This is a genomic window from Lyngbya confervoides BDU141951 (genome assembly GCF_000817775.3).
Lineage (GTDB): Bacteria > Cyanobacteriota > Cyanobacteriia > Thermosynechococcales > Thermosynechococcaceae > Lyngbya > Lyngbya confervoides.
This window is the reverse complement of record NZ_JTHE03000106.1, coordinates 1-14,460: the sequence shown is the minus strand read 5'-3', so window position 1 is coordinate 14,460 and position 14,460 is coordinate 1. Positions and strand designations below refer to the sequence as shown.

The window sequence follows — 14,460 nt, the reverse complement described above, 5'->3', positions numbered from 1 at the left end:
ATGGCACAAATTGATTCCGTAAATCAATGCAAACCCCAGCTAGATCAGGTGTTGTGCCTCCGGCCGATCTAACTGCTCAAAGGATTTTCCAGGCTATTGGCCGCTTATCTTACGTCGGCAAACCCGTTTTGTTTAGATAGAGAGGTGATTTATTGTTAGCTTCTAGACTGGCCGTTCCAGGTAAGTCTGTGTCGCTCATGCTGAAAACCCTTTGATCTGTAAACCTCTAGTTATTTTCTTCTCCTATCTACTTTCAACTTCTGAGCAAACTTAATTCGCGATTTCACGTTTCATTTTGGGTCTGACGCCTCGGTTAGACCCAATATTTTTTGCCCAGTTTCCTAACCCTGATCGTCAACTCAGGCAGTGGCGGCAATGATCCGATTGGCCTGGCCCCTGGGCAGGAATCGGGGCGCCTGGAGAGCAGTCCAGGCGACATACAATCAGAAGCCTTCATTTTGGTTTAGAATCTCAAGGCTTTGATTGGGTGGCGTTACGCTAGCTCGCTGCAATGGAAACACTTCTCAGGCTCATTCCCTACAGCCCCTTGGTTGCCTTTACCCTGGTGCTGTTGGTTATTCTGGCAGTTCCTCCGCTATTTGAAAAACTGCGCTTGCCAGGGCTAGTCGGCCTTCTCGCTGCGGGCATTGTGCTTGGCCCCGATGGACTCAATCTCCTCAATGCCGAGTCCGAGACCATGAAGCTGCTCTCGGATATTGGCAAAGTTTATCTGATGTTTGTGGCCGGCTTGGAGATTGATCTGCAAGAATTTCGCAAAACCCAAAATCGCTCCTTAAGCTTTGGGGTGGCCACCTTTCTCATTCCAATGCTCGTGGGCACGCTGGTGGGACAGGGCTTTGGCTTTAGCCTGAACAGCTCTATCTTGATTGGGTCGCTTTTGGCCTCCCATACCCTTTTGGGATTTCCCATTGTGACGCGACTGGGCATCGTGCGAAACGAAGCGGTGACCGTGACCGTTGGCGCTACTATTTTCACCGATATTGCCGCCCTGCTGGTCCTGGCGGTTTGCATCGCGGTGCAGTCTGGCGAGTTCTCGCCGCTGCGATTACTCGGTCAACTCGTGGCGCTGGCCATTTACGCGGCCCTGGTTCTGGTGGGCTTTGACTGGGCCGGAAAGGAATATTTTCGCCGGACTGGAACGGATGAGAGTAATCAATTTGTTTTTGTCCTGCTGGCGGTGTTCCTGGCCTCCGTGGGGGCACAGGTCATTGAAATTGACAAGATTATCGGCGCATTTTTAGCCGGTTTGGCGGTGAATGATGTTCTCAAGCACAGCCCCGTGGAAGAGAAGGTGGTGTTTGTCGGCAGTACGCTGTTTATCCCCTTTTTCTTTGTGGATATGGGGCTGCTCATTCGATTGGCCGATTTTTCTAACACCTTGACGCGCGAGTTTTTGCTGACCTTGGCCATTGTGGGTGGACTGATTGGGAGTAAGTTCCTTGCGGCCTTTGCGGTGCGATGGATCTATCGCTATTCCTGGCGCGAGATGATGGTGATGTGGTCCCTCTCTCTCCCCCAGGTGGCGGCAACCTTAGCCGCCACGGTGGTAGGCGTAGAAGCAGGACTGCTCTCCAATGCGGTCTTTAACGTGGTGATTGTGATGATGCTGGTGACCTCTATTTTAGGCCCGGTGCTGACCAGTCGCTACGGGCGATCCCTGGCCAGAGCCGCGGAGGCCCAGCCGATCCAGACCCCAAACGTGCCGGAAACGCCGCTGCTCATGGGGACTCGTTCTGAAGCAACGGTTCCCTTTCGCGTGGTGGTGCCCATCTGCAACCCCCGCACGGAGCGCTATCTCATTGAAATGGCGGCCCTCATTGCCCGCCACCATGGTGGACAGGTCATTCCCCTTTCAATTACCCGCGTTAACTCTAAAACCAGTCCGGCCCTGCTAACGCATTCTGTGCAGGTCAGTCAACAGTTGCTGGATAAGGCGATCGCCCTGAGTCAAGAGTTTCAGGCCATTGCCCAAGCGGTTCTGCGCATTGACGACGACGTGGCTCTGGGCATTTGTCATGCGGCCCGTGAACAACAGGCTAGCCTAATTCTAATGGGATGGGGCCAGCAAAATCGTTTCCAAATGCGGTTGTTTGGAAGCTTGGCAGAGCGGGTCTTTTGGTCTGCCTACTCTCCAGTGGCGATGATGCGCCTGCTGCGTGAACCCAGGCAAATGCGGCATATCCTGGTGCCCCTGAAGGGGATTACGCCTCAGGCCTTAGACTTAATCCAATTTGCCCAGGGCCTGGCCCAGGTGAATCAAGGCCAAGTGACCCTTTTGCATATTGTGGAACCCACCACTCCCGAATCTATGTGGCAAGATTTTCACACCCATCTTCTGGCGATAACAGAGCCCATCGGATTACAGCCCCAGGTCCAGGTCCTCTGCAGCCCAGACCCAGCCCGCTGCATTTGTGAAGCTGCCGAGACAACGGACTTGGTGATCTTACGGTCCCAACGTCGGCGCACGGCGGGAGGCTTGGCGGTAAGCGATGTGGCCACGCAAGTGGTGGCAAACTTGAAAGGATCTTTGATTTTATTTGGTGAAACTTAGCCAAGGGGTCACCCGATCCCCCTATTCTACGCGGCCTAGGTAGTTGTCGTGACCGGCCTATGTCAGTAATCAGTAATTGTCACCTAACACCATGGTGGCGAGTGCCGCCCGCAAGGGCAACTGCTGCTCTCTATGGCTGCTCTCTATCCAAAGACAGACCCCGAAATGGACCGGAGAGGAGAGTCCATGCTCAGATCCAGGCCTTAGGCTAGCAGGAGAGATTTTCACGAAGCTATTCGGAACCCCCTACCATGTTCTTAATGAGAAAAGAATCCGCAACCCTGGTTAAAGTCATGGACCTTGAAGCCTTGTTCAACCCGCTTCGAGATCAGGTGCAGGGACAGCATCAAGCCGGAGAGGAGGAGCAGCCACCACGATGGTTTCCGAAGCAGGGACTAGCCTTTCCCTCGGGTGAAGCCCTTCCCCAGTGCTGGACTGATGCCAACTACCGCCAACCCTAAGACCGTCCGTTGCCTGCTGCCCGCAGGCATAGGTTTAAGTTCCATGTTGTTTATGATGCTTTCATTCCCATGCCTGAATTGAGTTCAGTTCCCCACCTGCTCAGCCCCCTAGCACTGAACACTCTCTCCTTGAGCAACCGGGTCGTCATGGCGCCCATGACGCGGGCTCGAGCCGGGGCCGATCGAATTCCGAATGCGCTCATGGCTCGCTACTACGCCCAACGGGCAGACGCAGGGTTAATCATTACCGAAGGAACCACAATTTCTCCCCAGGCAAATGGGTGGACCCATACCCCCGGCATTTACACTCCGGCGCAAACCGAAGCCTGGAAGCGAGTGGTTGCAGCAGTGCATGAGCAAAACACGCCTATTTTTTTGCAGCTCTGGCATACCGGACGGGCCTCCCACAGCAGTTTTCACGGGGGGGAACTCCCCGTGGCCCCCTCTGCTATTCCCATCGAAGGATCCCAGGCCCATACGCCCCAGGGCAAACAGCCCTACGAAACTCCCAGGGCACTGAACACCGAGGAAGTCGCTCAGGTGGTGGAAGACTACCGTCAGGCTGCGGCGCGGGCCAAGGCTGCAGGGTTTGATGGGGTTGAAATCCACGGGGCCAATGGTTATTTAATTGATGAGTTTTTACAGTCTAAGACTAACCATCGCCGCGATCGCTACGGTGGCTCGGTGGAAAATCGCTATCGGTTTCTGCAAGAGATTGTGGAATCGGTCTTAACGGTTTGGGACTCGGATCGGGTTGGCGTACGCCTGTCTCCCAATGGTAGCTATAACGACATGGGTTCACCGGACTATCGGGAAACCTTTTCCTACGTCATTGAGCAGATCAATGCCTACGATCTGGGCTATCTTCATGTGCTGGACGGTTTGGACTTTGGGTTCCACGATCTAGGAGATCCCATGACTCTGGCTGAAATTCGCGCCCTCTACAAGGGCACGCTCATGGGCAACTGTGGCTATGATCGCCAGTCTGCCGATGCGGCGATCGCGTCTGCAGAGGCAGATCTCATTTCCTTTGGTCGGCCCTACATCAGCAATCCCGATTTGGTCACTCGGTTTGTCAATCAGTGGCCGCTCAACCCCACCGCAGACCCCAGCCTGTGGTACTCCTTTGGAACCGAAGGCTATACGGACTTTCCCATTTACCAGGCCTCTTCCCCAGTGGCCCAGCGAGCGTAAATCCCCAGGAAAGGTCCCATGCCTTTTGACCCTTGCGCGCTGCAAAGGTGGGTCGCCGCCCCAACATGGCTGGGCATTCCAACACCTAAAGGGTTGTGCATGGTTGTGCGGTGATGGAACCAGGGCGACAGTGCCAGGGTAAAACAGGCTAGGCCTGAATTGAGACAGGATGTGCGCCCCAGGAAACCCAGCAGTGGGAAGTTCCTTCCGCAGTTCCCGACTCGTAGCTATCCACCAGGGAAAGATCGGTGCCGTCGAGGTCTGCATCTTCTAGATTGGATTGCACAATGCAGGCACAGCGGAAGTTGACCGATCGCAGATTGGCTCCGCCCAACAGCACCTCGGACAAATGAGATCCCTGCAAGTCTGCTTTCTCAAGGGTGGCCGAACGCAGATCCGCGCGGTCTAGATTGGCGCCCACCAGACAGGCTCCAGTGAGATCGGCTCCAATGAGATTCACATCGCTGAGGTTGGCGCCGCTAAGATCCGCACCGCTTAGGTCGGCATCGGTTAAGTTAGCGCGGCTCAGATTGGCTCGGCTTAAATCAGTGCCGCGCAGATCCGCCGCACTGAGATCTGCGCAACTCAGGTCAATCCCACTCAGCTTAGCCTGACCGAGATCAGCCCCATGCAACCAAATCTCTGAAAAGTCTCGATACCCCTGATTGTATTCGTGGAGAACCTGTTGAATATTCACGATATTTGCCTCTCTGCTGGTTGAAACCCCTGCTGCCACATTGCTCCCTGCCGAAGCTTGGCAGAGTGAAGAATAAGGATTAAAAATGAGGGATGTCTGATCCCACGGTTCAACGCTAGGGGCAACTCCGCCCCTGCTGACCAGAGTTCAAAGCCTCACTCCTGAACGGCTTTTCTGGGTTTAGGCGTTAAGTTTCATCTATCATTATTGCCCAGTTTCCCGGCTCCCACGAATCGGGTTCATCGATTGTAATAGTCCGCTCTGCGGGTGTGCGCCTGTGGATATCAACGGGCGGGTCCTGGTGCTGCAACGTCTCTAGCCAAGATCTGGCGCAACACCTGGGCCGTCCAATCAATATCAGCGGCAGTGGTATCGCGGCCCAGGGTGAGACGAATTCCGGATCGAGCGATCGCATCGGGCAGTCCCAAGGCTTTGAGAACTCGACTGGGCAGGGTTTTACCACTATTACAGGCAGACCCTGCGCTTATCCCAATTCCGGCTAAGTTCATTTGCCGGACCAAGTAACGGCCTGTGGGCGGATCTCCCTGAGGTGGCTTTAGGCAAAAGCTAAGGTGATGGGGTAAACGATCCTGGCGATCGCCGGTGGGATAGAGATCTGGCACCTCTGCTAGGGCTGCAAACAGACGCTCCCGGAGCTGAATGAGGCGATCGCGCTCCGGAACCAGCTCTTGGGCAGCATAGTGAGCCGCAACACCAAAGCCAGCCAGGGTCGGCAATGATGGCGTCCCTGGCCGCAGTCCCTGTTCCTGTCCGCCGCCCTGCAGAGGGGGATGCAGCTTGACGCCGGCACGAACATAGAGGGCACCAGCCCCCTGGGGGCCGTAGAGTTTGTGGCTAGAGAGGGACAGTAAATCCACCGGCAGGGACTGCACGTCAAGGGGAATGCGCCCGGCAGCTTGAACTGCATCGGTGTGGAACGTGATCTGGCGATCGCGGGCAATTGATCCAAGGGCTTGAATGGGCTGCACCGTCCCAATTTCGCTTTGGCCATAGATTATGGAAATTAGTACCGTGTTGGGGCGTAGCGATTGCACCAAGTCCTCGGGATGAACCCGGCCCTGGGCATCCACCGGCAGGGTTGTTACCTCCCATCCCTGGGCCGTGAGCTGCTGGGCCGGAGCTGCAATGGCCGAATGTTCTACGCTGGAAATAATCAGATGCTGAGGCTGGGCATAGCGACCGGTGATGCCATAAATTGCCAGGTTATCGGCTTCAGTTCCCCCCGACGTAAATAAAATCTGGGTGGGGTCCGCGCCGATCAGACGGGCCACCTGCTCCCTGGCTTCCTCCATCACCCAGGCAGCCCGTTCTCCCCATTGGTGTAGGCTGGCAGGATTTCCCCAGGTGTCGGTCAACACCGCCTGCATTTTTGCCATGGCTTCGGGTCGGCAAGGGGTGGTGGCGCTGTAGTCAAGGTAGATTTGCATAGGCCTGGGTGCAGAGGGAGCAAGCTGAGAAAGACTAAAGGGGGCTACCCTTTCAATTTTAGGGGCTGCCCTGGGCCTGTGAACCATTTAGGGTGTCTCTTGTGCCTGCGTTCCCCCCAGGCCAGGAACATTCCCTTAAACTGGAAGAGCGATTTCTTTTGTCTACCCGTGCCCCTTTCCCCCAGCGAAGTTCTCCTCGCAATTGCCATTGTGACCGTTGGGGCAACGGTGCAGTCTGCGGTGGGCTTTGGCCTGGGACTGGTGGCTGCGCCCCTGCTCCTGCTCATTGATCCGCGCTTAGTTCCTGCCCCTCTGATGACCGCAGGGGTTCTCTTAACCGTGCTGATGGGCTACCGCGATCGCCAGGGCATCGATTTCCACAGCCTCAAGTTTGCCCTCTCGGGCCGATTGTTGGGAATGGCTCCCGCGGCCCTTATGCTGTCCGTGGCCTCTCAAGGGATTTTTGATCTAATTTTTGCCGTTTTAGTCCTGGTGGCGGTGGCCCTGAGCGCCTGGGGGCGATCCCTCCCTCCTACGCGCCCGCGAGCAGTGCTTGCCGGGGCCGCCTCTGGCTTCATGGGCACGATTTCAGGCATTGGCGGCCCTCCCATCGCCCTGCTGTACCAGCGATCCCACGGGCTACAGCTTCGCGGAACGCTGGCGGGATTTTTTGGGGTTGGATCCCTTTTGTCGCTGTTGGTGCTCTCCAGGGTGGGCCGGTTCGGATGGCTGGAAATTAAGCTAGCTGGCGTTCTGATGCCGGGTATTGCCCTGGGCTTTGCCCTTTCTGGATCCCTGGCGGCGCGAATGAGTAAAACCAGCGTTCGCCCCTTTATCCTGGGCCTCTCCGGGGCGGCAGCCATGACCGTTTTAATCCGCGCACTATCCTAAGCCGCCGATCCCCAGTGCCGCCGTGGAGCGCCCTGAACACTGGGGGCTCCTCCTCAATGGATTGAAGTGTGCTGGAGGGCTAGTCAGGGAATGTTGGTCCAAGTGTGAGATTCAAGATTACCCTGAAAAAGTCTGGCCAAGCCGCTGCCTCTCAAAGAGACTGGGGGGCCAGGACTGTTCCCTTCCTACTCCAATACCCACGTTAGTTCCCAACGTTAATTCCCATGAGTTTAAACCTGTACTTTCTGCGCCATGGCGAAACGACCCACAGCCAAGATGATGCCTTTTGTGGAACCACAGACCCTGCCCTGACGGAGCGAGGAGAAAAAATGGCAGAGGCCTTTGCGAACGCTTACCAGGGGATGAACTGGGCCGCTATTTACGTGAGTCCCTTACTGCGTACCCGCCAAACGGCTCAGCCCATTTGTAAGGCCACGGGATTAGAGCCCCAGCTGCGTGAGGGAATTCAGGAGATGAACTTTGGCCTGTGGGAAGGCCAGAATCGAGACCGGGTCCAGCGTGACTACCTGCAGGAGTATGTGTGCTGGCTCACCGAACCAGCCTGGAATGCTCCGCCAGAGGGCGAAACAGCCGTCCAAGTGGCCAGCCGGGCCTCCTTGGTGATTGCCGAAATTGAAGATCGGCACGAGTCTGGCAATGTTTTACTGATTTCCCACAAGTCCACAATTCGCATTTTGCTCTGTAGTTTGCTGGGCCTTGACTTGGGCCGCTACCGCGATCGCATTGAGATGCCCGTCAGCTCCGTCAGCGTGATTAAGTTTGACCTTTACGGCCCCATGCTGCAGCGCCTCGGCGATCGTGCCCATTTACCTGAAGATTTACGGGTTTAGAGCCTAGCAAAAGGCGGTCTCCTCCAGACTGTATCGTTGCCAAGGTCTGGATTATCCTGGTAGCTCGGATCCAGACTCAAGGGTGCCAATATCTTCAAACCAGATCTGCGGACTGGATTGGATAAACGCAGCCATGAGCTGAATACAGGCAGGGTCATTGAGGACCTCCACCTGAACGCCTCGCTGCTGAAGCAGGGCTTCTTCCCCTTGAAAGGTGTAGTTTTCACCGATGACCACGCGGGGGATTTTGTACAGCAGAATGGCGCCGGTACACATACTGCAAGGAGAGAGGGTGGTGTAAAGAGTGACATCCCGGTAAAAGGCGGCGCTCTGGCGTCCGATGGATTCCAGGGCATTCATTTCTGCATGATGAATGGCGCTATTTTGCTGAACCCTCTGATTATGGCCGCGGCCTATAATGGCGTTATTTTTGACCAGCACCGAGCCAATGGGAATCCCGCCCCCCTGCTGACCCTTTTGGGCCTCGGCGATCGCGGCTTGCATAAACCAGTCCATGGAGATCTCCTTCAATCACTTGCTGGCCGGCCCTGGGGGAGGCAAGGGTCCCTCAGAGGCTTAACAATAACCATGGCATCCTCCGTAAGGGCGTCAAGCGGCCTCTGCTGGGGCGGTTCGTTAACATAGGAACGACTTTTGGCAGCGACACTCAATCCATTTCGCAACAGGCATGCCGTTATTATCCCCGATTATTTCTCGAAGGTTCATCCTGTCTTTCTCCCGGTACAGAGTCGCCGTTGGGGTCCGGGTCGGACTCCTTCTGGTGGGACTCCTCCTGTTCCTGGGGGGACCCAGTCTGGCGCAACGACCATTTTTGCAGTCCCCAGTCTCTCCGGCACTGCAACCCGCTGTGCCAGAGTTGGAGAACCTGGAGGTGGCCCCCATTTATTTAGATGGCTATCCGATCTTTTCCATTACCGCCGCTCGCCTAGACACGGAGGATCAAACCACACGATCGCGCATCTCCCCCATTCGAGAGCGGGCCAAGAACGTGCGTCGGCAACTCAGGGCGATCGCTCAGAAAAACCTCGATCCGGCCAACCTCAGGATCACTTCAACCGCTGTGGATTCAAGCCTGGAAGGGGAATCCGTTCCTCAGATCCTTCGGGTCAACGGCCAGTATCTTATGACGGTCAATCGCACCGATGCAGAACTCTATGGCACCTCCAACATTGAAGAGCATGCCCAGTACATTGTGAACGAAGTGAAGACTGCCCTCGATCGCTATTATGATCAGCGACAGCCAGCCTATGTTCAACGGCATCTTGTGCAGTCTCTGGCCATCGTCGTCGCGATGATTTTGATGACCCTGGGGCTACGGATCGGTCAGCACCGCCTGCGGCAGCATCGTCAGGCAGTCCTCGATCAATTGGAGCAAGTGGCCCTTACACAGACAGAAATCGCGGCGAATCTGTCCCCAACGGAACGGGAGGAGGCCATTGCTCAAGCACAGGCGCAGCAAGCGTTTGAAGATCGCAAAAACCGGATTCGCTTCCGCTACGATATTGGCAGCAAGCTGCTTCAGATCAGCCTCCTCTGTTTGTGGTTTGGGGCGATCGCCTTAATTCTTTCCTTTTTTCCCCAAACCCGCTGGTTTCAGTCCTACGTTCTGGCACGCATCTTACAAAAGGCCCTCGCCGTGGTGCTGAGTCTATTTGGCACTTACCTGTTGATTCGGCTCAGCTTTCTGGCCACGGACTATGCCTTTGGGTTGATCCAGGCGGGGCAGCAGCTTTCCCATCATCGCCCCGTTCGCAGTTTACTGCGCCTGCAAACGCTCTCCGGCTACGTCAAGAGCATTTGTGTGTTTGGGCTAACCCTGGGGGGGATTCTCCTGATGCTCACGCTATTTGGTCTGGATCTTGGCCCGGTGCTGGCCGGGGCTGGCATCTTGGGGTTAGCCATTTCCTTTGGATCTCAGAATTTGATTAAGGATGTCCTGAATGGATTATTTTTAATTTGGGAAGATCAATTTGGGGTGGGAGACGTGGTCACCATTAATCAGGTGAGCGGAGCCGTAGAAACGATGAACCTAAGAATTACCCAGCTTCGCAGCCAGGACGGTGATCTCATTACCCTGCCCAATGGCAGCATTGAAATGGTCAAAAACCACTCTAACCAGTGGTCGCGGGCCAATCTGGGGATTGAAATTGCCTACCACACAGATCTGGACCAGGCCATTGAGGTCATTCGCGCTACGGCAACGGAGATGACCCGCGACCCACAATGGCAAGAGGATATTTTAGAACCGCCGCAGGTGCTCGGTGTGGATGCATTCGGGGAAAATAGCGTTACAATTCGCCTTTGGATTAAAACCTCTCCCTTGCGGCAGTGGGACGTAAGCCGAGAGTTCCGGCGGCGGCTCAAGTATGCCTTTGACAAGGTGGGAATCTCCATTCCCTTTCCGCAGCGGTCAATCTGGTTTGAGAATCATCTGGAGCATCGGTCATGGCCACACAAGTAGCAATCATTGCCCAGGATGGGCAGCAGGAACAGCTAAGGCAAATTGTTCAAGCGCACCAGTCGGTGCTCTGTCGCTATCCTCTCATTGCCCCCGAGGCGACGGCTCAGGAAATTGCGCGCACCACAACCCTGGCTCCCCAGGCGCTACTAGCTCTGCATCGCGGCGGCATTACTCAAATTGCTGCCCGAGTAGCCCAGCAAGAAGTGGTGGCAGTGCTCTATCTGGCTGACCCGGAGACCCTGGGGCAGCAGAGTGAACTGCAAACGCTGCAGCGCCTGTGTGTACTGTATGACGTGCCCTTGGGTCTGAATCCCAGCACCATTGCCGCGATCTTGGACCAGTTACGGCGATCGCGGGTGGCCCATCTCATTTTTAATCCCGTCTCTGGTCAAAGTGATGCTGTTGCCGATCTCAAGCTGATTCAATCGGTGCTGGGGTCAGCCATGACGCTCCATGTTCACAAAACCAGCCCCGATACCCATCCAGCGGAACTGGTCCAGGCGGCGATCGCTAGCCAAGCCGACTTGGTGATTGCGGCGGGGGGCGATGGCACCGTTTCAGCCGTGGCTGGGGCGCTCATGGGATCGCAGATTCCTTTGGGGATTATTCCTCGGGGCACAGCCAATGCCTTTGCCGCAGCCCTGGGTATTACTGGGGGCTTTATGCAGCTTCGCAATGCCTGTCGGATTATTGTTGAGGGAAAAACGGCAGTGGTGGACGTAGCGCGGTGCAACGGGCAGCCCATGATCTTGCTGGCAGGCATTGGCCTGGAGGCAGAGGTGGTCGAGCGTGCAAACCGGGAGGCCAAGGATCGCTGGGGCGCTCTGGCCTACATCATGGAGGGCATTCGCCAGTTTAATGCTCAGGAACTGTTTGAAACAGAAATCGAAATTGAAGGGGTTGTCAAACAGTTCAATGCAGGAGCTGTAACCATCGCCAATGCGGCTCCTCCCACCTCCGTCATGGCGCAAGGGGGAGGAACGGTCAATGCCACCGACGGGCTGCTGGATATCACCGTCGCCGCGCCCCAGTCGGATTTAGAAGCTCTAGGGGCCATGGTCAATCTGGTAGGTGCAGCTCTTCTGAGGACGCCCACTAGTCGAGAGGATATTATTAACCTCCAAACGCGACGGGTTAAGGTGACCACCTCTCCCCCCCAAAAGGTGGTGGTGGATGGCGAGATGTTGGGAACCACACCCATCGAGGTTGAGTGTATTCCCCAAGGACTGGCGGTTCTGGTTCCACAATCTATGCAGATGGATCCAGAACAAGAGGCCGATGATCATTCAATACTTTGATCCCAAATAGCACATGAAATGGAAAAACACCTGAATTTCTGTTGGGTTTCTATATTTTCCGACCTGGGAAACCTCTTTTAGCTGATCCTGTTCTCCTGGGCTGAAGAGACTTTTCAAAGCGACTCTAAGCGATGGCCTGACCCAAAATCAACGAACCCTCTATCTTCAGTGCAGCCATCCGGAGGACTCCTTCATGAGAATCACGTCGGTGCGTGCAATAAATTTACCGGATTCTCCCTCCTCTGAAGTAGAAGGTCGCCCCCATGAAGCGTCATCGGTCATCGGTCAGAGTTTCTCTTTGAAGCAAGGGTTACCTATTCCCTTCAGCACAATGACCCAGGGTACTGGGTGGAGGATGTACTCGCTCGGGTAAATGCGGAGACAGGAGAGAACAGTTTTTTGCGGCTGCTATAGTGGAGCGCTTGTACCCAATCCTTGAGAGTGGTCAAGCACCCGATTGCGTTGTTGAAACCCCAGTGTATCGCTATTGAGAGTCCTGATCCGGTTCAATCCTCTCTGTCCTTCGATAAGACCTGCAGTTCATTGTGGAAAACATGAGTGCAGATGTTGCGGCGGCGAAGTCAGGGGTGACGCCAAAGGAAACTTAGAAGGAGCGCAGGCTCTGGTGTGACGGCTTTTGAGCCGTAAGCTGGGGGAAATTTCGCCTGAGGTGGAGATGCAAGTTTTCCCGCTTTCTTTCCCGATGCTGGAAAAGTTGGAGAAGATTTGTTGGATTTTGAGCGCCTGGCTGCTTGGATTCAGGGGGTTGAATCCGCCTGTGCAGCCTGTTTGAGTTAGGCGTTACGCTGCTGGCGTTCTGCATAGTAGCGATTAATTTCCTTCTGCGGCAGGAGTAGTGTATCTTCGATTTCCTGGCGGACTTCGGGGCTGACGGAACAGTCGCTGTTGAGGCAGTCCACCAGTAACTGATTGGCTTTGAAATATTGTTCTAGTAGCTTGATCTCTGCTTCGGTGAAGTTCCAGTCGTGGCCGATGTTGCGATGTTGGATCATTGCTGCCTGGAGTTGTTCTGTCCAGCGATCGCCATTCTCTGTCCACCAATCTAAGAATCCCAAATAGTCATCATTTTCTATCTTAGGCAATTCTCTCTGCAAATGCTCAAGGATGGTATGCAAGCCGTGATCTTGAGATTCTGACGCACAAACCATCGCATAAGCAATTGAATCGACCAACTTATCGAATCGAACCCGGATTGATAGAAGATCTTGCATCACTTCGAAATCGTAGTCAGGATAAGCGTTGATAGGACAGACAAAAGGCCAAAATAAAGAAGAACGCAGCAAAGAAAGGTTTCTTTGGGAAAGAAATAACGCTTGATCAAGATTAAGGATCTGCCCAAGGTTACACGCTTTATACGTTTCGCTCCCAAAGCCATTTGAAAGGATCTTAAGCAATAATTCTAACATGAGGTTATAGTTTTTAGAATCCCTGTGACTTGGCAAGAATTGTTCTTTTAAGCATTCATCAATCCCCAAAGATAATTGGAGTGCATAAGTACGGCATCTTGAGCTCTTTAGCTGTGATAACCAGAAGTAAAAAGCTCTAATTGCTGCCTTTTTATAACTACTTTTACAGCAAGCAGCCTGTCGAGCAATCCATTGCAGTATTGTCTGGGTATTCTCGTTACCAGCAATTTTTCTTTCTAGGCTACCTTTGACGAGCAATAGGAACGGATCAAGTTCTTCCCTTCGTGAGAGGAGCATCTCTACTGCTAGTCGAAAAACTTCATGCCAGCGAGATTGAAAGATATTCGTCGCGATAACTCCATATTGATGAGACTCGATAATTTCGTAAGCCGTAAAGTATTCGTGAAATATCAAATGGGAATAGGAATAGACATTCACCGAACGCTCAACCAGTAGCCCGTGCTGTGCCTGAATCGACCGCAGTACCGTTGCGCTGTCTACATCACGTTTATCTGGCTTGGGATCTATCCCTGATAGGTTGACAATGGAGTCTGTGATAATCTCCTCTGCCTCTTGCCGCTTAAAAAAGTAGCGCTCATTCCGAAAGGTTTCTAGCGCCAGCTTTCCTAACAGGTCTTGTCGCCGTTTTGAAGAGAGTCCCCTGTAGATTTCGTCTCGTTCCTTTTCTCGGCTGTTGTCCCATTTCTTCAGGAGTAAATCTACTGCTTCGGCATATAGATCAGAGCGATTGCTTGGAAATTTTCCTTTCTCCTCAAAGATCAGGCAGAGCAAAGTCAATAATAAAGGACTATTTGCCAACTCTTTGACAGGTTGACTCTCCTCCAGCTTTGCAAAAAAAGACCGTGCAATCTCTTGCGGCTTCTGCTTGACCTGAAACCACTTTTCAACAAAGATTCGAATCTGTGGTTCATCAAAATCTGCGACTTCAACGACTCTAAACCCTTGAAAGGTGTATTCCTTTGCCGCAATGCGACAAGTGATCACAATTGTATTTTGGCTGTAGTCATTGGTAAATTGCTGAATGATTTGATTCACTCGCTTAGGGACTTCCAATCAATAAAGTAGCCCACAATTAAGCTGTTTGGTAGGGAATGGTGACGAACCAACGTCCCAAATCT

General features: G+C 54.0%; 11 protein-coding genes. 7 read left to right on the top strand and 4 right to left on the bottom strand.

Going from position 1 to position 14,460, the window contains the following annotated elements:
- Positions 1–511: 511 nt before the first annotated feature.
- The 3 genes from QQ91_RS18800 (at position 512) to QQ91_RS18790 (ending at position 4,227) form a co-directional block, all read left to right on the top strand.
- Positions 512–2,572, top strand: a complete 2,061-nt coding sequence (locus QQ91_RS18800; protein WP_166277326.1) for a cation:proton antiporter domain-containing protein — start codon at positions 512–514, stop codon at positions 2,570–2,572.
- A 260-nt stretch (positions 2,573–2,832) separates the two neighbouring features.
- Entirely contained in the window at positions 2,833–3,033 is a 201-nt protein-coding gene (locus QQ91_RS18795) for an acetyltransferase (protein WP_236095963.1), read from the top strand.
- A gap of 69 nt (positions 3,034–3,102) precedes the next feature.
- Positions 3,103–4,227 (top strand): alkene reductase, encoded by a 1,125-nt coding sequence (locus tag QQ91_RS18790; protein ID WP_166277320.1) that lies wholly within the window; start codon positions 3,103–3,105, stop codon positions 4,225–4,227.
- A 148-nt stretch (positions 4,228–4,375) separates the two neighbouring features.
- Here QQ91_RS18790 and QQ91_RS18785 read toward each other — a convergent pair whose 3' ends face one another.
- Positions 4,376–4,924 carry a pentapeptide repeat-containing protein gene (locus tag QQ91_RS18785; RefSeq protein ID WP_166277317.1) on the bottom strand — a complete coding sequence of 183 codons (549 nt, stop codon included), beginning with the start codon at positions 4,922–4,924 and terminating at the stop codon, positions 4,376–4,378.
- Between the two features lie 284 nt (positions 4,925–5,208).
- Positions 5,209–6,372, bottom strand: coding sequence for a cysteine desulfurase family protein (locus QQ91_RS18780; protein ID WP_166277314.1), 1,164 nt, complete (start codon positions 6,370–6,372; stop codon positions 5,209–5,211).
- 168 nt (positions 6,373–6,540) lie between these two features.
- On the opposite strand from QQ91_RS18780, the gene QQ91_RS18775 reads away from it, so the two are divergent.
- Positions 6,541–7,263, top strand: a complete 723-nt coding sequence (locus tag QQ91_RS18775) for a sulfite exporter TauE/SafE family protein (RefSeq protein ID WP_166277311.1) — start codon at positions 6,541–6,543, stop codon at positions 7,261–7,263.
- Between the two features lie 224 nt (positions 7,264–7,487).
- Positions 7,488–8,114 (top strand): histidine phosphatase family protein, encoded by a 627-nt coding sequence (locus QQ91_RS18770; protein WP_166277309.1) that lies wholly within the window; start codon positions 7,488–7,490, stop codon positions 8,112–8,114.
- A gap of 51 nt (positions 8,115–8,165) precedes the next feature.
- On the opposite strand, the gene QQ91_RS18765 is transcribed toward QQ91_RS18770, so the two are convergent.
- Positions 8,166–8,630, bottom strand: a complete 465-nt coding sequence (locus tag QQ91_RS18765; RefSeq protein WP_166277306.1) for a nucleoside deaminase — start codon at positions 8,628–8,630, stop codon at positions 8,166–8,168.
- A 265-nt stretch (positions 8,631–8,895) separates the two neighbouring features.
- Between QQ91_RS18765 and QQ91_RS18760 the strand changes: the two genes are divergently transcribed.
- Both QQ91_RS18760 and QQ91_RS18755 read left to right on the top strand, forming a co-directional pair.
- Positions 8,896–10,596 carry a mechanosensitive ion channel family protein gene (locus tag QQ91_RS18760; RefSeq protein WP_201277195.1) on the top strand — a complete coding sequence of 567 codons (1,701 nt, stop codon included), beginning with the start codon at positions 8,896–8,898 and terminating at the stop codon, positions 10,594–10,596.
- Positions 10,581–11,894: a YegS/Rv2252/BmrU family lipid kinase gene (locus tag QQ91_RS18755; protein WP_166277300.1), complete on the top strand. Its 1,314-nt coding sequence runs from the start codon at positions 10,581–10,583 to the stop codon at positions 11,892–11,894. The genes QQ91_RS18760 and QQ91_RS18755 overlap by 16 nt, the downstream gene beginning before the upstream one ends.
- A gap of 794 nt (positions 11,895–12,688) precedes the next feature.
- Here QQ91_RS18755 and QQ91_RS18750 read toward each other — a convergent pair.
- Entirely contained in the window at positions 12,689–14,377 is a 1,689-nt protein-coding gene (locus QQ91_RS18750) for an NACHT domain-containing protein (RefSeq protein ID WP_166277297.1), read from the bottom strand.
- Positions 14,378–14,460: the final 83 nt, after the last annotated feature.

Bases quoted from the DNA above. Each gene is read 5' to 3' on its own strand.
- QQ91_RS18800 (WP_166277326.1), top strand. From the start codon at position 512: ATGGAAACACTTCTCAGGCTCATTCCCTACAGCCCCTTGGTTGCCTTT.
- QQ91_RS18795 (WP_236095963.1), top strand. From the start codon at position 2,833: ATGAGAAAAGAATCCGCAACCCTGGTTAAAGTCATGGACCTTGAAGCC.
- QQ91_RS18790 (WP_166277320.1), top strand. From the start codon at position 3,103: ATGCCTGAATTGAGTTCAGTTCCCCACCTGCTCAGCCCCCTAGCACTG.
- QQ91_RS18780 (WP_166277314.1), bottom strand. From the start codon at position 6,372: ATGCAAATCTACCTTGACTACAGCGCCACCACCCCTTGCCGACCCGAA.
- QQ91_RS18770 (WP_166277309.1), top strand. From the start codon at position 7,488: ATGAGTTTAAACCTGTACTTTCTGCGCCATGGCGAAACGACCCACAGC.
- QQ91_RS18765 (WP_166277306.1), bottom strand. From the start codon at position 8,630: ATGGACTGGTTTATGCAAGCCGCGATCGCCGAGGCCCAAAAGGGTCAG.
- QQ91_RS18755 (WP_166277300.1), top strand. From the start codon at position 10,581: ATGGCCACACAAGTAGCAATCATTGCCCAGGATGGGCAGCAGGAACAG.